At 56.9% G+C, this 20,764-nt stretch carries 26 protein-coding genes and 1 tRNA gene; 7 read left to right on the top strand and 20 right to left on the bottom strand.

Translation table 11 applies throughout. The features are described from left to right. Window positions 1-39: 39 nt before the first annotated feature. Genes KCG46_RS05785 through KCG46_RS05775 form a run of 3 tightly spaced genes read left to right on the top strand, consistent with a single transcriptional unit; the run spans window position 40 to window position 2,136 of the window. Window positions 40-522, top strand: coding sequence for a hypothetical protein (locus KCG46_RS05785; protein WP_218404329.1), 483 nt, complete (start codon window positions 40-42; stop codon window positions 520-522). Between the two features lie 11 nt (window positions 523-533). Next, the gene (ribD, locus tag KCG46_RS05780; protein WP_439648833.1) at window positions 534-1,499 is read left to right on the top strand and encodes a bifunctional diaminohydroxyphosphoribosylaminopyrimidine deaminase/5-amino-6-(5-phosphoribosylamino)uracil reductase RibD; all 966 of its coding nucleotides are present in this window, start codon (window positions 534-536) and stop codon (window positions 1,497-1,499) included. 13 nt (window positions 1,500-1,512) lie between these two features. Further along, on the top strand, window positions 1,513-2,136 hold the full coding sequence (locus KCG46_RS05775) for a riboflavin synthase (protein ID WP_218404327.1): 624 nt from the start codon (window positions 1,513-1,515) through the stop codon (window positions 2,134-2,136). Between the two features lie 15 nt (window positions 2,137-2,151). Here the strand turns inward: KCG46_RS05775 and KCG46_RS05770 are convergent, their stop codons facing one another. Beyond that, on the bottom strand, window positions 2,152-3,159 hold the full coding sequence (locus tag KCG46_RS05770; RefSeq protein ID WP_218404326.1) for a TolB family protein: 1,008 nt from the start codon (window positions 3,157-3,159) through the stop codon (window positions 2,152-2,154). Between the two features lie 119 nt (window positions 3,160-3,278). Here KCG46_RS05770 and KCG46_RS05765 point away from each other — a divergent pair, with 119 nt between their 5' ends. Then, window positions 3,279-3,749, top strand: a complete 471-nt coding sequence (locus KCG46_RS05765; protein WP_218404325.1) for an Lrp/AsnC family transcriptional regulator — start codon at window positions 3,279-3,281, stop codon at window positions 3,747-3,749. 265 nt (window positions 3,750-4,014) lie between these two features. Here KCG46_RS05765 and KCG46_RS05760 read toward each other — a convergent pair whose 3' ends face one another. From KCG46_RS05760 to KCG46_RS05745, 4 genes are all read right to left on the bottom strand, one after another. Next, on the bottom strand, window positions 4,015-4,557 hold the full coding sequence (locus tag KCG46_RS05760) for a GNAT family N-acetyltransferase (protein WP_218404324.1): 543 nt from the start codon (window positions 4,555-4,557) through the stop codon (window positions 4,015-4,017). Next, window positions 4,554-5,735 (bottom strand): amino acid aminotransferase, encoded by a 1,182-nt coding sequence (locus tag KCG46_RS05755; RefSeq protein ID WP_218405329.1) that lies wholly within the window; start codon window positions 5,733-5,735, stop codon window positions 4,554-4,556. Before KCG46_RS05755 ends, KCG46_RS05760 begins: the two co-directional genes overlap by 4 nt. Window positions 5,736-5,828: 93 nt before the next feature. Then, window positions 5,829-6,728 (bottom strand): DUF1134 domain-containing protein, encoded by a 900-nt coding sequence (locus KCG46_RS05750; RefSeq protein ID WP_218404323.1) that lies wholly within the window; start codon window positions 6,726-6,728, stop codon window positions 5,829-5,831. A 29-nt stretch (window positions 6,729-6,757) separates the two neighbouring features. Then, window positions 6,758-6,991 (bottom strand): hypothetical protein, encoded by a 234-nt coding sequence (locus tag KCG46_RS05745; RefSeq protein ID WP_218404322.1) that lies wholly within the window; start codon window positions 6,989-6,991, stop codon window positions 6,758-6,760. A 44-nt stretch (window positions 6,992-7,035) separates the two neighbouring features. Here KCG46_RS05745 and KCG46_RS05740 point away from each other — a divergent pair. Continuing rightward, window positions 7,036-7,126: transfer RNA gene (locus KCG46_RS05740), tRNA-Ser, on the top strand. Window positions 7,127-7,345: 219 nt separating this feature from the next. On the opposite strand, the gene hemN is transcribed toward KCG46_RS05740, so the two are convergent. The 11 genes from hemN to KCG46_RS05685 all read right to left on the bottom strand — a co-directional run bounded on the left by hemN (window position 7,346) and on the right by KCG46_RS05685 (window position 17,720). Further along, a complete protein-coding gene (gene hemN / locus KCG46_RS05735) occupies window positions 7,346-8,656 on the bottom strand; it encodes an oxygen-independent coproporphyrinogen III oxidase (RefSeq protein WP_218404321.1) in 1,311 nt (436 codons plus the stop codon). Window positions 8,657-8,710: 54 nt separating this feature from the next. Continuing rightward, on the bottom strand, window positions 8,711-8,932 hold the full coding sequence (locus KCG46_RS05730; RefSeq protein ID WP_218404320.1) for a hypothetical protein: 222 nt from the start codon (window positions 8,930-8,932) through the stop codon (window positions 8,711-8,713). After that, window positions 8,929-9,090 carry a cbb3-type cytochrome oxidase assembly protein CcoS gene (gene ccoS, locus KCG46_RS05725; RefSeq protein ID WP_218404319.1) on the bottom strand — a complete coding sequence of 54 codons (162 nt, stop codon included), beginning with the start codon at window positions 9,088-9,090 and terminating at the stop codon, window positions 8,929-8,931. The genes KCG46_RS05730 and ccoS overlap by 4 nt, the downstream gene beginning before the upstream one ends. Next, entirely contained in the window at window positions 9,087-11,210 is a 2,124-nt protein-coding gene (locus KCG46_RS05720) for a heavy metal translocating P-type ATPase (RefSeq protein WP_369410171.1), read from the bottom strand. The genes ccoS and KCG46_RS05720 overlap by 4 nt, the downstream gene beginning before the upstream one ends. Further along, window positions 11,211-11,666 carry a FixH family protein gene (locus KCG46_RS05715; protein WP_369410198.1) on the bottom strand — a complete coding sequence of 152 codons (456 nt, stop codon included), beginning with the start codon at window positions 11,664-11,666 and terminating at the stop codon, window positions 11,211-11,213. Beyond that, window positions 11,666-13,234: a cytochrome c oxidase accessory protein CcoG gene (gene ccoG, locus KCG46_RS05710; RefSeq protein WP_218404317.1), complete on the bottom strand. Its 1,569-nt coding sequence runs from the start codon at window positions 13,232-13,234 to the stop codon at window positions 11,666-11,668. Before ccoG ends, KCG46_RS05715 begins: the two co-directional genes overlap by 1 nt. Then, complete coding sequence (ccoP, locus tag KCG46_RS05705) at window positions 13,221-14,162, bottom strand: cytochrome-c oxidase, cbb3-type subunit III (RefSeq protein ID WP_218404316.1); 942 nt, start codon at window positions 14,160-14,162, stop codon at window positions 13,221-13,223. Before ccoP ends, ccoG begins: the two co-directional genes overlap by 14 nt. After that, a complete protein-coding gene (locus KCG46_RS05700; RefSeq protein WP_218404315.1) occupies window positions 14,155-14,316 on the bottom strand; it encodes a cbb3-type cytochrome oxidase subunit 3 in 162 nt (53 codons plus the stop codon). The genes ccoP and KCG46_RS05700 overlap by 8 nt, the downstream gene beginning before the upstream one ends. Next, a complete protein-coding gene (gene ccoO, locus KCG46_RS05695) occupies window positions 14,313-15,080 on the bottom strand; it encodes a cytochrome-c oxidase, cbb3-type subunit II (RefSeq protein WP_218404314.1) in 768 nt (255 codons plus the stop codon). The genes KCG46_RS05700 and ccoO overlap by 4 nt, the downstream gene beginning before the upstream one ends. 11 nt (window positions 15,081-15,091) lie before the next feature. Then, the gene (gene ccoN / locus KCG46_RS05690) at window positions 15,092-16,759 is read right to left on the bottom strand and encodes a cytochrome-c oxidase, cbb3-type subunit I (RefSeq protein ID WP_218404313.1); all 1,668 of its coding nucleotides are present in this window, start codon (window positions 16,757-16,759) and stop codon (window positions 15,092-15,094) included. Between the two features lie 316 nt (window positions 16,760-17,075). Beyond that, a complete protein-coding gene (locus KCG46_RS05685) occupies window positions 17,076-17,720 on the bottom strand; it encodes a Crp/Fnr family transcriptional regulator (protein WP_218404312.1) in 645 nt (214 codons plus the stop codon). A 220-nt stretch (window positions 17,721-17,940) separates the two neighbouring features. On the opposite strand from KCG46_RS05685, the gene KCG46_RS05680 reads away from it, so the two are divergent. After that, complete coding sequence (locus tag KCG46_RS05680) at window positions 17,941-18,624, top strand: OmpW/AlkL family protein (RefSeq protein ID WP_218404311.1); 684 nt, start codon at window positions 17,941-17,943, stop codon at window positions 18,622-18,624. Window positions 18,625-18,646: 22 nt separating this feature from the next. Next, window positions 18,647-19,435, top strand: coding sequence for a DUF2189 domain-containing protein (locus tag KCG46_RS05675; protein ID WP_255551782.1), 789 nt, complete (start codon window positions 18,647-18,649; stop codon window positions 19,433-19,435). 154 nt (window positions 19,436-19,589) lie between these two features. Here KCG46_RS05675 and KCG46_RS05670 read toward each other — a convergent pair whose 3' ends face one another. From KCG46_RS05670 to KCG46_RS05655, 4 genes are all read right to left on the bottom strand, one after another. Then, window positions 19,590-19,766 carry a hypothetical protein gene (locus KCG46_RS05670; protein WP_218404310.1) on the bottom strand — a complete coding sequence of 59 codons (177 nt, stop codon included), beginning with the start codon at window positions 19,764-19,766 and terminating at the stop codon, window positions 19,590-19,592. Then, entirely contained in the window at window positions 19,745-19,966 is a 222-nt protein-coding gene (locus tag KCG46_RS05665) for a hypothetical protein (protein WP_218404309.1), read from the bottom strand. Before KCG46_RS05665 ends, KCG46_RS05670 begins: the two co-directional genes overlap by 22 nt. A 77-nt stretch (window positions 19,967-20,043) precedes the next feature. After that, window positions 20,044-20,262, bottom strand: coding sequence for a hypothetical protein (locus KCG46_RS05660; protein ID WP_218404308.1), 219 nt, complete (start codon window positions 20,260-20,262; stop codon window positions 20,044-20,046). A gap of 32 nt (window positions 20,263-20,294) precedes the next feature. Then, window positions 20,295-20,705 (bottom strand): hypothetical protein, encoded by a 411-nt coding sequence (locus tag KCG46_RS05655; RefSeq protein WP_218404307.1) that lies wholly within the window; start codon window positions 20,703-20,705, stop codon window positions 20,295-20,297. Window positions 20,706-20,764 lie beyond the last annotated feature (59 nt).

Genomic DNA, 20,764 nt, shown 5'->3' with positions numbered 1-20,764 from the left:
TATCTGGCGTCATCCGTCTCTAACCCCTATATTGCGCCTATGTCCTTCGCTTCACGCTTCAATCCTAAGACCGGCGTTCTCGATTTCTGGCACGAATTTCGTAAGCCTAACCCGCTGCGCATTCCGATCCTGATTGCATCGACCATGCCGCTTGTTCTGATGTATTTCTGGGTCACCTCGGAGACGGCTTACAAAGCCCCCGAAAGTCCGCAGATCACCTATATCACCACCTATGATCCCGACCGCAGCGATGCCGATATCATCGCCAGCAACGAGGAAAATCAGGAAGTGAAAGACCTGCGCAAGGCACGCGAAGAAGAGATCGCCCAGCGCAAGCGTGATCTCTACAAAGCATTGGGCGCAGCCGCCGGTATGGATGTCGACGAGATCGAAGCCGAGGCAGATGCCCGCCGCGCTGCGGAAGAAGCCGCCGAAGCAGAGCGCCGCGCCGAGCTGTTTGGCCGTGACGGCCAAGATGCTGCATCTTCCGAAGACGCTACGGTTGAAGGCACAAACCCATAAGCGCTGTTCCCATCACTGACCGCGATTGGATGGAGGCCGCCGCGCGGCTTTCGATGCGCGCCCGTCCGGCGAGCAGCCCCAATCCCGGTGTCGCTGCTCTGCTCGTTCGCGATAACTGCGTTGTTGCTCGCGGGTGGACCCAATCGGGCGGACGCCCCCACGCTGAAGCTGATCTGTTTGATCAATTGGAAGGCAGCGCCAAAGGCGCGGCGTTCTATGTGACGCTGGAGCCTTGCGCGCATGAATCGCAGCGCGGCCCCGCCTGCGCTGAGGTGATTGCAGAGGCCAGACCTGCGCGGGTTATCATCGGCCAACAGGACCCCGATCCACGAACCGCTGGCAAAGGCATTGCACGCCTCAAACGCGCAGGGATTGCGGTGGACGTGCTTGATGATGCCGCCTCTGCAAAAAGTCTTGCCGGATACCTAACCCGGCGAAACCTCGGGCGACCCTATGTCACTCTCAAGCTCGCTGTGTCGCTCGATGGCTGTATTGCGCTCGCTGATGGCACAAGCCGGTGGATCACCGGCGAAGCTGCGCGCGCGCATGTCCACACGCAACGCGCCCGAAATGATGCGATCCTTGTGGGCGGCGGCACATGGCGGGCCGATAAGCCGCGCCTTGATGTGCGACTGCCCGGTCTCGAAGCCCGCAGCCCGAAACGCGTGTTGCTGACACGCGGCGTTGCGCCTGACGGGGTCTCTGTCATCAACCAGCCCGAACAAATCGCCGCCCTTGATGGTGTGCAGTATCTTTATGTTGAGGGCGGCGGAGAGACCGCGGCGAGCTTCCTGCGCGAAGATTTGGTCGACGAACTGCATATCTACCGGGCACCGATCCTGATCGGCGAAGGCCGCCCCGGTATCGGTGACCTTGGCATTACAGATTTACCGGGCGCGCATGGACGCTGGCACCTGTCGCAGCGCGGCCAGCTTGGCAGCGACGAATTCACCGCCTATCTGCGAACCCGCAACTAGGAGCCGCGTCTAAATGTTCACCGGAATTGTCACCGCCATCGGCACCATTACCAAAGCAGAGCAACGCGGCGATCTGCGCGCGCGCATTGCGGCCCCGCTTGACCCGGCGCGCATCGATATCGGTGCCTCCATCGCGTGTTCTGGCGTATGCCTGACCGTGGTCGATCGCGGCGGCGAAGCAGGCGATGCATGGTTCGATGTCGATATTTCTGGCGAGTCAGTCGCGCGGACGGTCAAGGACATGTGGACAGAGGGCCAAACCCTCAATATCGAACCGTCCCTGCGTGTGGGCGACGAACTGGGCGGTCACATCGTAACCGGTCATGTCGATTCCATCGGTGAAGTTGTGCTCGCGGAGAAGACTGGCGACAGCTGGAAATTGGTGATCCGTGCCCGCGCCGAAATGTCACCCTTTATCGCCGAAAAAGGCTCAATCACGGTCAACGGCGTGTCGCTAACCGTCAACGATGTGCGGGATCGCACGGACAAAACCTGCGATTTCATGCTGAATATCATCCCGCACACCGCCGAAGTGACAACGCTTGGTGCGCTTGATGTGGGCCATCAGGTCAATCTCGAGATCGACGTGCTGGCGCGGTATTTGAAGCGGATGCAAGGGTTGGCTGCGGCGGGGTGAGGCGAAACTAATGCCTTATTGCTGCTCTCGGTCGCGGACGCTTTCGATAGCCTCGACCAACTCAGGAATTTCAGCGACCGGCACCTGCCATATCTGATACAATCCGGCCTCCCCACCGTCCACAGGACGGTCCGATGTAAAGACTAGAGTTTTACCATCAGGGGTCACGCGTCCTGCAAAATCAGAATGGCGAGAGTTGACGCTATCTCCCAAGACTCTGGGGGTGCTCCATCTGCCGTCCTTGAGAGTAGAGACATGCAGATTGCCTGGTTCCCGAGTGCCCCGCTTGCTGGTGGTTAGCAGCATCAGACGGCCATCAGGCGACACCCAAGACCCATCATTTTCGCCGTCATTGTTGATTGGATCGGGAAGAATTTCGGGGCGCTTGAACCCTCCATCTCCATCCGAACGAGCGACGTAAATATCGCGCAATCCAGCACCGTCGAGCCGTTCCGACCAGAAATACAGATCACCGTTGTGCGTGATGACCGGAGCGGTTTCATTGTTTACATAGCGGGTTTTGGCGATCGCGCCCCCACGAATGCGATTTATGTCCGGTTCGTCTAAGGCCTCCGGCGCAGCACTCGGATCGGTCAAGTCCAGCCGGAAAAGATCGAAGTCCACGTCGACACCTTCACCAGCATGCCGTGCACGCTTTGGTGCCCAAGAAAAATAGAGTGTGCCGCCATCAGGCGATACGCTGGGCCAATCCGCCCGCGCCTCTTGTGGCAATTTGACAATTTGCGGGTGGGACCAGCCAGAACTGGTACGCGATGATCGCATCAAGAGCTGAGGGCAATTCCAAATCCGATCGCAATCGGCCTGCGTGAAGAAGATAGTGCCGCCATCGGGAGAAAAGGCAGGCGAAAGGGTAACTCGCCCCGCCTGTTGCAGATCGTTGGCAGCAAAAAGAGTCGGGCCTTCCAATGGTCTTTCACCCGACGAAGGCATCGCAAGGACGCCGGCCCCGATTACGCTAGCCGAAACTGACAGCCCGATAATGCGCTTTGCGAAAGACTTCATTGCGTAAAAACCTCTATTGGCGATCTCTAATACAGTCTCAATTTATAACGCTAACCCTCGCTTCGTAGCGCGCGAAATTGACCATCGACTGACTGATATTTGGCATATAATAGATACGAATGATCGAAAACGCGCAAACCCCCTTGGACGCTTGTGATCGCCGCATTCTCGCGGAAATACAGCATGATCTACGTCGCTCACCGGACGAAATCGCCGAAGCCGCCGGAACATCGGTTTCCAGCTATCGACGGCGGCTAAAACGCTTACGCGAAAGCGGTGTGATAGAGCGAGAGGTAGCATTGGTGAGGCACGGGCAGTTGGGCATCGACATCATTGTGATGGTTAGCCTGAACGAGGAACGCGGCCCTGAATATGACCGGCTCAAGCGTATCTATCGCCGCTCGCCTCAAATTACACAATGCTACAGCGTGACTGGCGATGCCGACCTAATTCTGCATGTTCACATGCCCGACATGGCAACCTTTGAGAATTGGATCGAGACCAACATAATTGAGGATCAAGCGGTCAAGCGGTGCACCAGTCACGTGGTCTATTCACGCGTAAAATTTGAAACTGCAATCGAACTTTAGCTTGTCTTCCAGCAGACCATCGATTGGATTTCTTCCGATTTCCCTCTTTACACTGGGAGATTTCCTACACCGCCGTACTGCTCTATCAAAAGAACAGCTCTTTGCCATCGTTGTCGCTGCAATTTGGCTCATAGGCGCGTTTGGCAGACCTACGCCCAAAGTTGGACAGTTGTCACCTGTGCCCTACACACCGCTTATCAAAGTATTTCAGAAACTTAACCCTGTAGGACACGCATGACATGTTGGGGAATGTGTCACCCGTTTCCTACTTTGCGAGAGGCCCGTTTTCGAACCCTTCGCGGGTAATTTCGAACACCCGGTGCAGCACCCGCGCCCCTTGATACCGGGCCAGTTCAGTGCGGCGGGTGCGCTCTGCTCCGATATTCTCCAGCGCGATTTGGGATCGGTAGTTTGTCTCACCCACCCGGAAATCGACGCGCTCTACAAATTCGAAAGCATGGGCAAGCATAAGGCGCTTAACCTGACGGTTGATACCCTTACCCCAGCATTTGGTCGCAAAGAACGTCCAACCAATCTCGACCGAGCCGCCGTCATCTGGATCATGCGCCTGATACCGCGATGATCCGATGATCTCGTCCTTGGACTTGTCGATTATGGCCAGCGCACCGCGCTTGGCCATGGCGTCATCAAAGAATTCGCGGAACACGTCTTCGCGCCACCGGTCATGCATCGGGTGCTGTTCCCAGACCGCCGGATCGCTCGCAACGGCGAACAGCGCGTCCCAGTCGCTTTCCTCAAGCGGCCTGATCAGCAGCCGCTCGATTTCAAGGACCGGCTGGCGGTTCAATCGGAGCCTGTTACCTCGGCAATGGCGCCAATGAACTTATCAATATTGCCCATCGTCAGACCGGCAATGTTGATCCGTCCGGAACCGGCCATGTAGATGCCGTGATCCTCGCGCAGCTGCGCCACTTGTTCCTTGCTAACCGGCAGAACCGAAAACAGGCCGTTCTGGATGCCCAGCGGCACCATATCGACGCTGCCCTGCGTACCGGCCTCGGCCAGCCGATCGCGAACCTGACGCATGCGGTTACGCATCTGCTCAAGCTCATCTTTCCAAACCTTCGTGAGGTCGCTGTCACGCAGGATCAAACGGACCGCCGCAGCGCCGTGATCGGGCGGCATGGACCAGCTTGCACGGGCCAGCGCGTTGGCATTGGAGAATGCCGTATCGAGCGTCTCTTGACCGTTCGCCAGAATGTAGAAAGCGCCAACGCGGTCGCGGTACATGCCAAAGTTCTTATCGCAGCTATAGGCGATGAATGCCTCAGGCACTTTGGCCAGAACACTACGCAGGCCCGCTACATCTTCCTCAAGCCCGTGACCGAGCCCATGATAGGCAGTGTCGATAATCGGGAAAATACCGGTTTCGGCAATCGCATCGCCAATCGCGGCCCAATCCTCATCCGAATAATCGACGCCGGTTGGGTTATGACAGCAGCCGTGAAGCAGGATACCATCGTTCGACCCCGCGCCGCGGATCGCAGCAAGCACCGCTTCGACATTGGCGGTCCCATCGGGATTGGCGTGGTCAAATGGAGCCATTTCCAAACTGATATCGCCCAGGATCTGGGCGTGGTTAGGCCAGCTTGGGGTGCCCATGTGAAGTTTGGTCATGCCGGCCTTTTGCGCCAGCGCCGCCGCAAGTCGCACCGCGCCCGTTCCGCCCGGCGTCTGCATTCCTGCGATACGCCCGCCCATGGTCGCGTCTTCACCGAAAATATACGGCATCAGCGCGTTGACGAAGCCCATGTCACCTTCTGGGCCGAGGTAGCTTTTAGATGACTGCTCATCGACCAGCTGCTGTTCTGCGCGCTTGATCGCCTCAAACACTGGCGTGCCGCCTTCGTCGGTTCGGTACACACCGACGCCAAGGTCGATCTTGTCAGAGCGGGGGTCAGCCGCATGCATCTTGATCAGAGCAAGCAGCGCGTCGGGCGATTGTTCATCGAGTCGTTCAAGCATCATGAAAGTCGCATGCCGCGCCATCGCATGCGCCGCAACCGCCTTTTCACAATCATTCGTATTCGCCCACGTTTTCGCAGGTCGAAATGCGACCTAGAAGGGCAGCCAGCGCTGCTTCTTGGAAAACTTCATATATCCGGCATTGATGCCAAGCCGGACGCCCGCACCCAATCGGATCGGTATCAGAACAACGTCACCTTTGCGCATGTAACTCGCGTGCATCCCGCCTATCAGATAGGCTTGCCCCTCGCCAGCCGGATAGCGGGTGTAGAGGTCCTCGGTATCGAATAGATTGTATACGAGGACAAACGTCTTTGCCGCGTTGGCCCCGGCATCCAATCCGATAGACGGGCCGGTCCAATAGACTTTCCGTTCGCCTTCGACCTTATGAAAGAGCGTGCCCGATCCGTAACGCGCACCAATAATAAATGCACCGCCCGCTTCGCGTCCGACAATGTAGCCGTTGGGCTCGCCTTGTTCCTTCAAGAGGTCTTCGATCATCCGTGCGAGGCCTTCTGCGCCCTTACCGAACACACCTTCAGCAGCGCCGATCAAATCATCTTCGCCATAAGTCTTGGAATCGGCTGCAGCGGTAGTGACAACTTCCTCGCCAGCATCCGCCGCATTTGGCTCAGCGTTCTCGCCATAGGCGCCGAATTCTTCATCAAAAACACTGGGGGCGACAGGATCAGTTTCGACCGCTGAAGCGTCATCGACGCGGACTGGCTGCGGACCCTCGATCGGTGGCGCCACGCTAGGCACGCTGCCAAGTTCTGGCTGTACAAGATCTGCATCGATCGTGCCCGCATCTTGCACCGCGCCAGTCGCAGCGTCAGAGGCATTCTGCTGCGTTGTTTCAAAAGCTTCATCGGGATCAAACGTCCCTACGCTTTGCGCATTGACTGGCACAGCAAGCAAGGCAACTGTCCCGATCGCCGTTGCAACCAGCTTGCTCCAGATTGAGCTTTTCGTTCCGGTGGCTAGTAGATTCATAATTCTTATCCGTTCAGCCTTCAATTGTATCAGGCACGCAGCGCCGCATCGGGCAGAAGAGTCGCTAACCGCGGATCAGGCAAGGACGCACGCGGCGAGGCGAATCGAAAATGCGGCAGGGTGAAGGCGCGCACCGTCTGTAGGTTGTAATATGCGGTGTTGGCTGAACCTCCGGCGAACCTGACGTCAGCGAAAACACGAAAGAACGCGTCTGCAATGCAAATTTTGTAGTATCCGACCTTGCCGGTGCGCAGATGCCCCATTATAGCGCGCCTCTCGCATAAGGCATGACCATGCCGCGACGTGCGGAGACGTGGGTGAGTGGCTGAAACCAGTTCCCTGCTAAGGAACCATACCTACTATGGGTATCGAGGGTTCGAATCCCTCCGTCTCCGCCACCCTTCACAGAAGATACGGATTTCTGGTGAACTTAGGCTTTGTTGCCGGAATGACGCCGCGGCTAAAGGCAGCCCTGTGTCCTCAGTGCGACTTCGTCTAGTCTTAGGTTTGAGCATCAGCGGAATGCCATTTTCCGCGGTTCCGAAACGGACAGCATCAACCTTGTGATCGACCCGGTAGCGGACTCAAGACCAGCAATTCGGAACACAACTCGCAGGTCAAATCGCTGAGCTGAAGCGCTGCTTGCTCAATTCTCTATATCGATCAAAAGTTGCGGCGATTACCCGAGCATAGGGCAGGCCTTCTGCCTCGATCACAAGCTCAAGACCCTCCCGCCGAATAAGGCCGCGCTCGGCAAAGCGGGCAAGGCTGGCACGGGTCTGCGTATAAAGACACGGTGTGAGCACTGCTCGACTTTTGCACAGCAAGCTCTCAATAACCGCTTTGCGCATTTGATCCTGAGCGTCTCGGACAATGCCATGAGATGCCGTGAGCATGCCTTGGCCAGCCATCATACGGTAACGACCATTGTTCTTTTCGTTTTGAGCAATCAGGCTGGGAAATTCGCTAATCGCACTTGAACCAAGGCCAATGAGAACTTCGCTTTGATCATCGGTGAACCCTTGGAAATTGCGCCGTAAAGTGCCCTCTTTTGCCGCAATAGCCAGCGGATCCCGGGTAAGCGCAAAGTGATCAAAGCCCACCGGCCGGTATCCACCATCAGTTAGCGTCTTGAAGCCTTGCTCCGCCATAGAAAAACGCTGGTCTTTGTTAGGCAGCGCGCTTTCATCGATGACCTTTTGCCGCTTCACGATGTGAGGCACATGGGCATAGCCGAACAATGCGACGCGGTCCGCGCCAAGCAGCTTTGTGTATTCGAGGCTGTCGTCCAGATCTTCAGCGGTTTGACCCGGCAGCCCGTACATAAGGTCAAAATTGAGCGAAGTGACCCCTGCTGAACGCAGCCAATCAATGCTGCGGCAAATAAGGATATCGCCTTGCTCGCGCCCAATCGCCTTTTGGCAGTGCGGCGCAAAGGTCTGCACGCCTAGACTAGCGCGAGTGATGCCAGCCTCCGCAATCGCTTCGCCCCAAACACTGTTCATAGAGCGCGGATCGAGTTCGATTGACCATTGTGTTTCAGCGAGACGGAATTTGCGGTTGATCGCATCAATCAGCTCGAGAAACTCAGTAGGCTCGATTGCGTTGGGACTTCCCCCGCCAAAGGCGATACGTCGCACTCGCGCATCTCTGGGAAGCAATGCCGCAACAGTTTCGATCTCTTGTTGAAGCGCGCTGAGGTAACTCTCAACCCGCTGGCGCCGCCCCGCCGCACCCGTGTTACACCCGCAATAATAGCAAATCTTTTCGCAAAACGGGATGTGCAGATAGAGCGATATGTCGCCGCTAGCCTGCTCGATCTGTTCAGACAGAGCTTTGGGAGAGACCGCAGAAAAATCCGCAGCTGTCGGATAGCTCGTATAGCGCGGTGCCGGCGTATCGAGCAGGTCAGGATGAAAAGGCCACATGCCAGCCTTTAGAGCGCAGGCGTTCGCATCCGTCTTTGACCTAGATCAAGTGGCCTAAAAACCGCGACATTTGGGGCTGGGGTTTGCTTTTTCGCGCGGATTCCCAGCATGGCATGCACTTTGGTGGCAGCCGCGCTTGCGCTGATCTTTTTCGTCGCCGATAGGAATGGTGATTTCGCCTCCAAGGCACAGGCTGACAGTGAGTGTGCGCTCGTCCTCTTGCAACGGGCCGAGGCCAAGTTGGATCAAGGCGATCAGTGCGAGCGCCTTCATCATGTATCTCCCTCGATATCGTTTTCATCGTCGATCAGAACGCGCACAGCCGCACCGTCCATGTCGTCATATTGGCCGGACCGCATCGCCCAAAAGAAGGCAGCAAGCCCCAAGAGCCCCATGCCAAGAGCGATGGGTATAAGAAAAGCAAGGCCGGTCATTTGGCAGCTCCAGCAAGACGCAACGAGTTTGCAACAACGAATAGGCTGCTGAGCGACATGGCAATTGCGGCGATCAACGGCGTGACATAACCAAACAGCGCCAGAGGGACAGCCAGCGCGTTGTAGCCAATCGCTAGGGCAAAGTTTTGGCGCACGATGGCCATGGTGCGCCGCGCGACGCGGACGGCAAGCGCCACCGGCATCAGTTTTTCGCCAATAAACACCGCATCAGCGGCCTGTTGGCTGACATCACTAGCGGTGCCCGGTGCAATGGAGGCGTGAGCGCTGGCTAACGCTGGACCATCGTTAAGGCCGTCGCCCACCATAAGCGGAAGTTTTCCTGCATCGCGCAGAGCTGCAAGGGCGCTGAGCTTGTCAGCCGGACTAGCCTCGGCTGTAGCGGTGATGGCCAGCTCATTTGCCACTGCCTGCACCGGCGCGGCGCGATCACCTGAGAGGATGGTGGCATTGATCCCGGATGCGGACAGCTCGGACAGAGCCTGCGCGCAGTCTGAACGTAAAGGATCGGCGAATGTGATGGTGTGCGCCTTGCTGCCAATGCGCAGGAGAGAAGCAAGGTCTCCTGAGGCTGCATCAGGCTTTTCAAGCGCGACAGGCATATTGTCCCAGCGCCCGCTAATCCCTTCACCAGGCGTTTCTTCGATCGCCTCGATGTTCGCAGCGGTGACGCCCGCTTGGCGCAGACTATTGGCTAAGCCTTTGCTCAATGGATGCCGACTGGCTTGGGCAAGGCCAAGGGCCACGCCGCGCGCCTTGTCATCGAGCCCCGCGATATCCGCGCGCGGCTCGCCTAAAGTGAGCGTGCCGGTTTTGTCGAACACCGCAGTATTCACCTCAGCGAGCCGCTCCAAAGCGCTGCCATCTTTCACAAGAACGCCGCGTTTGAGAAGCGCACCAGAAGCCACAACCTGCGCAGTTGGCACGGCGAGACCCATGGCGCAGGGGCAAGTGATGATCAGCACTGCAATCGCAATTATCAAAGACTGGTGCCAACCAGCGCCTGCAATCATCCAGCCGGCAAAGGCGAGCAGCGCCAAAGTATGGACAACCGGCGCATAAAGGCGAGAGGCCCGGTCTGCGATCCGCACATAGTGGCTACGCGATTGGCCTGCCTCATCCATTAGCCGCGCAATTTCAGCCAGGGCTGTATCGTCTGCAGTGCGGGTCAGGCGCATTCGGAAGGGGGCGCCGAGATTGATCGCGCCGGCGTGAACCACGCTACCAACGCCTACGGAAACTGGCGTGCTCTCCCCTGTGAGCATTGCGTTGTCGATTGCGCTTACGCCTTCCTCAATTTCGCCATCGGCGGCAAGGGCCTCTCCGGCGGCAACCAGCACCAGCATGCCGGGTTCCAGATCGCTTGCGGGAATGCGAGCAACAGATCCATCGGGACCGATCACAGATGAGCTCTTCCCCATCCGCCCGAGCAAAGCGCCAATCCCAGCCCGGGTGCGCTCGCGCATCTCGGCGTCGAGCACGCGGCCAGCGAGCAGGAAGAACAGAAGCATCACGGCGCTCTCAAAATAAGCATGGGGGCCGCCGGTGATCGTTTCATAAAGGCTGAGGGCTGTTGCAAGGGCCACACCGATTGAGATGGGCACATCCATGTTTGTGCGGCGATATTTGAGCGCCATCCAAGCAGAGGCGAAGAAAGGCCGTCCAGAGTACGCGATCACCGGCATGGCAATCATGGCGGATAGCCAATGGAACAAATCGCGAGTTGCCCCGTCTGCGCCGGACCACACGCTGACCGACAACAGCATCACATTCATCATACCGAAGCCAGCAACGCCCAGCGCGCGCAGCAAGACTTTGCGCTCTTTTGGCTCATCGCCCAGCGAGTTTTCGGCAATCGAATGCGCCTCAAACCCCAGCTTGAGCAGCGCTTCTTCTAAGCCGGCTTCATCAAGCGTACGATCATGCTCGATAGCGACTTGCTTGGCCGAGAAATTGACGCGGGCCGCCACAATCCCCGAGGCCTTTGGCAGCTCCCTTTCGATCTTGGCTATACAGCCTGCACAGCGCATGCCAGGCACCGTGAAACGCGTGCTGACATTGGTCCTTTTATCAGGAGCGATCGAGAGCGGAGGAGCGTTCACTTAAAGTTCGCTTTCCTCAGCCCAGATGTCTGAGCCCGCTTCGACGGAGACACGCGCCGTCCATCGGTCTTCGTCGACCGGTTCGCCGGAACGATAGAGACCGTCACCTAGAGCTGTGAAAGAGAGACTGGCGAAAGCGTGCTCGCCAATGGGGCGGCGCATTTCAGCCCGCACGATGGCCCCCTCGGGAGCGCCGATGGTTTGCACCAGAACGTGGCCCGTTTCATCGCGCGAAAGTTTCGCCTCCCAGCCCAGTGCTTTCGATGCTTCGGCTTGCGCCAACCAGTCGTTGTATTTTTGGCTCGCGACATACGAGTTTTCGACGACGACCCCATGAAAGCCGCCCACAGCAAGGCTCGCCATGTAGAAATTGACCGCAATCACAATAGCAAAGCCGCCGACCATAACGGCTGCCATACTACGTCCGGTAAAGGGCTTGCGTGGGGTTTCTCGCATCATTGGCCTCCGGGGTTCGCAAAAGTGGTTTCTTCGGTGTCTTGTTCACCTTGCGCATCCAGCGAGGTGAGCTGAAATGCAAATCGTTCAACATTGGAGCTGGCTGCGGGCACCACCACATAGGCGCGCACCACGCGGGTCTCATCGGCGGGAACCTGCAGGGTCTGTGCAGGGGCTGCATCATCGCGGCCAATCTGGTCAGTCCACAGAACCGCGCCCTCTGGCAGGCCAACAAGCGCCACTTCCATCTCGCGCGGCCGCGACTCCATATTACGCAGCCGCAAAGTGTAGGAGTTGCGCACCGAGCCATCCTTCATCAGCATGAAAGGCGGGTTGCGGTCCGGAGACACAGTGAGGTCAGTGTGCGCCCGGGTGCCCAGCGCAAACAACAAAGCCGCTCCAATGGCTCCCCAGATCCCGCAATAAACAATGGTGCGAGGGCGCAAAAGCGCTTTCCAGGCCGGGGTTGCGGGCGCGCCTGCAGACTCGGCTTCGCATTGTTCGAGCGTCGCATAATCAATGAGGCCGCGCTCGCGCCCTAAATCTTTCATCACCTTGTCGCACGCGTCGATACACAAAGCGCAAGTGATGCAACCGACTTGCTGGCCTTCGCGGATGTCGATGCCAGTGGGACATACCGCCACACATTGGAGGCAGTCCACGCAATCGCCGTATTTCTCCGGTTCCTTGGCTGCCTTCTTAACGCTGCCGCGCTTCTCTCCGCGCCAATCCTTGTATGTAACAATGAGTGATTTTTCATCGAGCATTGCAGCTTGGATGCGCGGCCAAGGGCACATGTAGATGCACACCTGCTCGCGCATAAAACCGCCCAACCAGAAGGTTGTGAAGGTCAGGATGGCAACGGTTGCATAGGCAACCATGGCAGCCTCACCGCGCCAAAATTCGTAAGTGAGCGTGGGGGCGTCTGCGAAATACATGATCCACGCACCGCCCGTCCAAAAGCTGATCAGCAGATATACCGCCCACTTGCTCAGCCTCCGCGAGGTTTTGGCCACACCCCAAGGCGCCTTATCAAGGCGAATGCGCGCATTGCGATCGCCGTCAAAGAAGCGGTCGACATGTTGAAAGACGTCCGTCCAAACCGTTTGCGGACAGGCATAGCCGCACCATGCCCTGCCCACAGCGCTTGTAACCAGGAACAGGCCAATGCCCGCCATGATCAGAAGACCCGCGACAAAGTAGAATTCATGCGGCCATATCTCGATATCGAACATGTAGAAGCGGCGCCCCGCCAGATCGATTAACACCGCTTGATCGGGCGCATATGGCCCCCTGTCCCAGCGGATCCAGGGAGTGACGTAATATATTGCAAGCGTCACCAGCATCACTAGCCATTTGAACCGGCGAAAGGGCCCATCAATGCGCTTGTTATGGACCGCTTTGCGCGGTTCATAGAGCTTTATCTTAGGGGGCGGGCCCGCTGCTTTGCGCTGTGATGCCGCGACCGCATCACGCTCTAGACCGGGCGCAACTGTAGTGTGCAGCGCTTCGCCCCAATCGCGTCCGCCCTTCTCAGGCGTCGCGGTGATGGCGTCAGCTGTTCCCATTGCCCTCTTCCGTCGAAGCGGCTGCGACCTCATCCGAGATCTGTGGCTCCTCAGGAATTGCCTCTGCTTCGCCGCCTCCACGCGAGTGGACGTATACGGCCAGCATCCGGATCGTTACCGGATCAAGCTTGTCACTCCAACCAGGCATAGCGCCATGGCGGGGGGCAAGGATCTGCTGGCGAATGTTTGCGCGGCTGTCACCATAAAGCCAGATCGCGTCGTTCAGAGCAGGCGCGCCTTGCATGCGATCTCCTTCGCCCGATGGTTGGTGGCACGCCGCGCAATTTAGCTCGTACAATTCAGCCCCGCGCGTGCTGCTTTGCGAGCCGCCGCTAAAGGAAAGCACGTGGCCCGCCAAAGCGTCGACTTCAGCGCTCGAAAAAATGCCTTCAAAGGCTGGCATAAAAGCAAGCCGCGTCTCACGCGATCCCTCCCAGCGGATGCCGTGGGTAAGAGTATACTCGATATCGTTGAGCGATCCGCCCCAGAGCCAATCGTCATCGTTCAAATTAGGGTAGCCATATTCCTCATACCCTGCAGCGCCCGCGCCATGGCACTGGACACAATGCTGCTTAAAGGCCGAGGCACCGCCTGCAATCGCTTGGTTGAGGAGCGCCGGGTCATCCGCCAAATCGGTGATGTCAGTCGCTGCAATCCGCTCAAACGTGGCGGCTCTCGCCTCTTCGGCCGCGGACATTTCCTGTGCTAAATCGCCTCTGCTTGACCAGCCCAGCGTTCCCTCCGTCGCCTGGCTTACCAAAGGCCATGCAGGGTAGAGTACGACGTAGCCGATCGCCCAGACTACCGTCGCGTAGAAGGTCCACAGCCACCATCGCGGCAGAGGCGTGTTCAGTTCTTGAATCCCGTCCCATTCATGTCCGACAAATTCGGTGCCTGTAGGTTCGTCAATGTGCAATTTATCAGACATTGTCGTCCTCCTGGAAAATCGAATGCTTGGCCCGTTCAACCCCGTCCCGCGAACGCGGAAGGAAATGCCAGCCGCACAGCAAGAGATAGAGGCCGAAGATAATGATCAGCCCGTAGCTGTCGGCAAAGTGGCGAAAGACTTCGTAAAAACTCATCGGCCGCGCTCCTCTGCAAGTTCGGCTTGAGCAGCCGCACTTTCGACATCAACAAGCGTGCCAAGCATTTGGAGATAGGCGACCAGCGCATCCATCTCTGTCACACGGGCAGGATCACCGTCGTAATCGCGCACCTGCGCTTTGGGATAGCGTTCCTCCAAATCGCCTGCGTCCAGTTCTGGATTGGCCTGCGCATAGAGGTCATTTTCCGCCATTTCGATATCGACTGCGGTGTATGGCACGCCAACCGTTTGCAAAGCGGTGAGATGACCGGACACGTCGGCAACCTTAAGGGTAGTCTTCGACAAGAATGAATAGCTTGGCATAATGCTTTGCGGCACCACGCTACGCGGATCATTCAAGTGCTGAACGTGCCAATCATCGGTGTAACGCCCGCCAACACGCGCAAGGTCAGGTCCAGTGCGTTTGGAGCCCCATTGGAAGGGGTGGTCATACATGCTCTCGGCTGCCAGCGAGTAGTGACCATACCGCTCCACCTCATCGCGAAACGGGCGGATCATCTGGCTGTGGCAGGTGTAGCAACCTTCGCGAATATAGATATCGCGCCCTGCTTGTTCGAGCGGGGTGTAAGGCCGCATGCCCTCCACCTTCTCGATCGTGTTGTCGATCCAAAAGAGCGGTGCGATCTCGACAATCCCGCCAATCGCAACTGCAACCAAAGTGCATGCAGTGAGAAGCGTTACGTTTTTCTCGAGCTTCTTGTGGCCTTCGAAGACGCCTTGATCGGGTGAGTTCTTGCTCATGAGTAAGGCTCCTATTCTGCGGGCTGCGCTTGAGGGTTGGAGACAATCGGCCGGTCGGCCTCTTCGTCGTATGACATGTCTCCCATCGGCGCTTCCGTGCGGACGCGGCCCGCTATGGTCATCCAAACGTTGTATGCCATGATCACGGCGCCAGCGAGGTAGAGGAGCCCGCCAAAGGCGCGCATCAGATACATCGGGTGAAGCGCTACGACTGTGTCGATGAAGCTGTTTACGAGGTACCCGTCAGACCCGTATTCGCGCCACATAAGCCCCTGTGTGATGCCCGCCACCCACATGCTGGCTGCGTAGAAAACGATGCCCAAAGTCGCGAGCCAGAAGTGCCAGTTGATCATGCGCAAGGAATAAAGCCGCTCTCGGCCCCAAAGCTTGGGCACAAGGAAATAAACGCACGCAAAGGTGATCATCCCGTTCCACCCAAGCGCGCCTGAGTGCACATGGCCAATCGTCCAGTCGGTATAGTGCGAGAGGCTGTTCACCGCTTTGATCGACAGCATCGGACCTTCAAATGTGCTCATCCCGTAGAACGCAAGCGCCATCACCATCATGCGGATAATCGGGTCGGTGCGCACCTTGTCCCATGCGCCGTTCAGCGTCATCAGACCGTTTATCATTCCGCCCCAGCTGGGCATCCACAACATGATCGAAAACACCATGCCAAGTGTCTGCGCCCAATCAGGCAGAGCGGTGTAATGAAGGTGGTGGGGACCCGCCCAAATATACAGGAAGATCAGCGACCAGAAGTGAATGATGGAAAGCCGGTAGGAATAGACAGGACGGTTCGCCTGTTTGGGCACGAAGTAATACATCATCGCCAAGAACCCGGCTGTCAGGAAGAAGCCAACCGCATTGTGGCCGTACCACCACTGCGTCAAAGCGTCCTGAACCCCCGCAAAAGCGCCGTATGAACGCGACCCCAGGAAGCTGACGGGAACCGCCAAATTGTTGACCACATGCAGCATGGCCACGGTCACGATAAAGGCTAGGTAGAACCAGTTGGCGACATAGATATGTGGTTCATTGCGCTTCAAAAGCGTGGCGACGAACACCACCAAATAAGCAACCCAAACAATCGTTAGCCAAAGATCGACATACCATTCGGGCTCAGCATACTCCTTGGATTGAGTAATGCCGAGGAGGTATCCGGTCGCGGCCAACACGATAAACAGCTGGTATCCCCAGAACACAAACCGCGCGAGGGAAGGCAGCGCCAGTTGCGTGCGGCAAGTGCGCTGCACCACGTAAAAACTGGTCGCGAGCAGGGCGTTTCCGCCAAAAGCAAAGATGACGGCGCTGGTGTGCAGCGGACGCACCCTGCCAAAGCTCAAATAGGGTTCTAGATTGAGCACCGGGAACGCCAATTGCAACGCGATGAACAGGCCAGCCAGCAATCCCGCAAGCCCCCAGAACATCGTCGCAATCACACCCCAGCGCACAACATCATCGTCATACCGCGCCGGACCAGGAGGCATTTTGAAAAAAGTTTGCGCTTTGGCCAGTGGGTCAAATCTGACGAGCGTCATCACCGCTAGCAGCACGGCAACCGCGCCGATAATCCCCATATGTATGGCAAAGCCGCTATCTTGCGCACCCACCGCACCAGCAATGGCGAGCAATAAGACAACAGCCCAGATGCCGGCCCGTCCAAGCGTTGATTCCATGATTTCGATCCCCTTGTTCCGGCCTGCCTGTGTCGGCCGACAATCGTCGTCCACTTAGCAAGGCGGAAATTTTCAGTATTTGACTCAAGTCAAACTGAACCGTTTAAACGAACCAATCGATTGACAGCCCGGCCTAACAAATCAGCTGGACTGCCTTCTTTGCTGAACCGTCCTTTCAGCGCAGAAGAGCCATTATGTATTTTACAATTTCGATCCCATTGTCTGTTGGACAGACGATGACTGTCCAACAAAGTTGACAATCTTTAACCACGGCAATTTCATGCCGCATTGATCCAGATCAATTTACGAAAATATATTAGGCGGCGGCGCGGATGTGGCCGGCGCGCGCTTGCAAGCCAGCGAGATCAAGAAGTAGAAATTTTGAACGGCTTGGCGTTATCAAAAGTCCGGAAGCGCGCAGCTCGCTCAATTGACGGCTAACCGTCTCAATCGTTAGGCCAAGGCTATCACCCATATCGCTGCGCGACATTGGGAGGTGTAATTCGACCCCCCGATCGACAGGCGTACCACCGCGTTCGGCCATCGATACTAGGAAGCTTGCCAAACGTTCCTGCGCGGTCTTGCGCCCAAGGGTGATCGCTTTTTCCCGGCAATTGGCAAGGGCGACTAAGGAGCATTTAAGCACCTCCAGAATTATGCCCTCTTCTTGTTGAACAAGCTTGAAAAACTCGTCTGCTGGGAAAGAGATCAACTCGCAATCATCAAGCGCTGACAAAGAATAAGCGTGGGCCCTTGTGGCAGGAACCGAAACAAGGTCGCCTGCAAATTGGAATGCCACCACTTGCTCACGACCCGCGGAGGCATGCGCGACCAATTTGACGCTTCCGCTTCCGACAAAGACAATTTGATCTTTGTCATTGCCAACAATGGGCGCGTCGCCGCTAAGCGCACTGGCATAGCGGGCGGCGGCCTCAAGCTTCGTCCGCGTTGCCTCTGTCATGCTAAGCGACAAAATGCCGCTTGCGAACCTGTCAAAGAGATTTGTGAATGTCATGCAAGGTCCGCCTTCTTTTGATCCGACACCACCGCATCTGGACCCCAAACCCACAGAGCACATTGATCTGGATCAATGCGCCGACGGCTTGAGCCTCACATTATTCGTCTCGCAGCAAAAACCCTTGGCCGTGAAGGATGGCCGCTGCTGCAACGAAGGAAGAATAATGAAGAGTGTATTCGCGATTGCCCATCTTGGGTTTGTAGGCGTGGCAATTGCAGCGATGGCCTCTCCCGCATCCGCGCAAGAGGCAGGAGATGTGCAGATCAAGCTTTTGGGGACTGCCGTTTTACCTGATGGCGAAATTGATGCGGTGAATGTCGATCTGGTCGGTTTGCCTGCGGGAACAGACACGGCCGCGAACGACAATTATGTGCCGACCGTGGCAGTTGAATACTTCGTGACGGACACATTCTCGATCGAGACGATCGCCGGCACCACTCAGCATGATGTTGATGCGGTCTCAGGCTTTGCTGCTGGAACTGAACTGGTGTCGGACGCGCTCTTGTTGCCTGCAACTGTTACGGTAAAGGCGCATTTCGATGCAGGGGGTGTCAAACCCTATGTCGGCGTAGGGGGTGCTTACTTCATCTGGCTCAGCGATGATCCGGGCGCCGCTACTATTCCCCTAGGCGTAACTGATACCGAGCTTTCCGATGAGTTTGGCTTTGTGCTGCAAGCGGGTGCAGATGTGCCGCTGGGTGACAAAGGCTTTGGCCTAACAATCGATGCGAAGCGCTATTTTATTGGCACCACTGCGCGCTGGTTTGCCGGCGATACGCTTGTCATCGAAACCGACCATGACCTTGACCCATGGGTGCTGAGCGCTGGCATAACCTATCGCTTTTGAGCCCATCAACCGGACAAGAAATTTGCCAGTATCAAGCGAAATAGACTCTAACCAACAAGCACCCTTTAAGGTCGCAGACGATCTCAAATGGAGCGATCTGACAGCGGCCTTGAGGGCCGGTTGGAGCGATTTTCGCTTGTTCCCGGGGTTCGGTCTGTTTTTCGGTGTGGTTTTTGCTGGTGCCGGAATTGTGCTTGCCTATGTCTTGCTTGTGCAGGGGCAGGTTTCTTGGCTGATCCCGGCGGCAGCGGGCTTTCCGCTGCTCGCCCCTTTCACCGCTGTCGGCCTATATGAAGTCAGCCGCCGAAGGGAAGCCGGCCTGCCGATGAGTTGGAGTGCCATTTTGGGCGCGGTGAAAGGGCGCGGGGATGAGCAAATCCTGAGCATGAGCGTCATTATCTTTGTCGCCTTTGGTTTTTGGGTCATCATCGCGCATCTGGTTTTTGCAATCTTTACGGCCGAGGCGGGCGCTGGTGCGGAAAGTCTTGGTTTTTTGCTCACTCCGTTAGGGATGGCCATGCTGGCGGTGGGCGGTGCGATTGGCGGCCTTATTGCGCTTGCTTTTTACGCGATTACACTCGTCAGCCTACCGATGTTGGTCGATCGGGAAGTCGACTTTCTCACCGCCATATTTGCCAGCCTCAAGGCGTTTCGAGAGAACACGCGCGTGCTGATCGTTTGGGCAATTATGATTGTCCTTATGTTGGCTATCGCCGTGCTGACAATGTTCGTAGGCTTACTGCTGGTTTTGCCCGTGCTGGGGCACGCGACATGGCACCTCTACCGCAGGACCATACTTCCCATTCATTGATGTCCGTATTGCCCCTACCAGTTTGCGTCATTCGACAATGGCTCGAACGGACTGACCAAAATGGCCGTGCAGTCCCAAGACCAAAGAAAAAGCCGGCCGATGTCCAAGACATCAGCCGGCTTCCCTTGGCTTAGGCAGCCCAAGTGGGAGCTACTTAGAATTCCAAACGAACTCGGACACCGCCTGAATGCGACTGGTAATCCGAAGCAAAACGCCCGCGATATTCAGCACAGATCGAGAGGCCACCTTCGTTCACAAAGTCGACGCTTGCGAAAGGGATCAGGCTGGTTTCGGCATCACCCACAACCCTCAGGCCGACACGTGCTTCCAAGAATTCGGCACTGTCACTGTCCAACGTCGGGTCAAGGCTGCCGATTTCGGTGTGAGTACCACGCCGCCAGCTTCAATATCATAGCCAATATTGAGGCTACCATAGCGGCCGTCCATATCGCTTTCGCCTGTGATCGGCGAACCCAGCACAGTGCGGCTGTTATCGACCGAAATCGCCGAGTAACCGGCTTCGGAGTTCACAAAGGCCAGATCGAGGTCAGGCTGCTAACATTAGCATCGGCTGATACCGCGCCAAGGTCAGTTACTCCCACCGTGACCTAGACCGATCCAAGATTGACTGTGTAATCGATCAGGAATTCGTTATCGATCACATTGACCGTCGCTCCGTTGTGGGTGAAAATTCCAATTTCAGTCAGCACATCGAAGGTTGAACCAATGTCGCCTTGATCGATCTGCGTGGTGGCGACGTTCACGATGCCTTGTTCACCCAGAACAGTGTTTCCATTGACCTCGAGCGAGCCCCCCCCCCAGATCAAATGCAAGCGTACCATTGGCTGTTAGGTTACCTTCAAGCGAGCGTGCCATCGTTCACGGCAGTGCAGCTACGGACATCACCATCAGCCGTACCGAGTTGCAATGGAACAGCCGATCCCGCGACACCTGCATCCATAACAATGATATTGTTCAAGGTGAAGTTATTGGCAGTACCATCAGCATCGACCGTTCCGTTGCGCTGGCTGCCGGTTCCGATGATGACGCCATCATTGTTCAGGACTTCATAGGTTCCGACAAAGTTTACGCCGCGCGGTGCTGCTTCGATTCGGCCTGTTGCGGCGTTTTTGATCGTCGCGCAGGTTGTGCCTTGATTGACTCGGACAGTCTGCGTCACACCTGTAGTCAGAAGGGTACCAGCATTTTCGAGGGTCACATCATGGTTGGCGACAACAACGATTGGTGCTCCATCAACGGTGCTGGTCAAGCCAGCAGCTGTGAAATAGCCTCACCATCGGCTGCAAACGTAACGGTTGCATTATCGCC

It is taken from the genome of Erythrobacter crassostreae, from assembly GCF_019204045.1.
GTDB lineage: Bacteria > Pseudomonadota > Alphaproteobacteria > Sphingomonadales > Sphingomonadaceae > Erythrobacter > Erythrobacter crassostreae.
The sequence above is the reverse complement of the archived record's forward strand: the minus strand, read 5'-3'. Positions and strand labels throughout refer to the sequence as shown.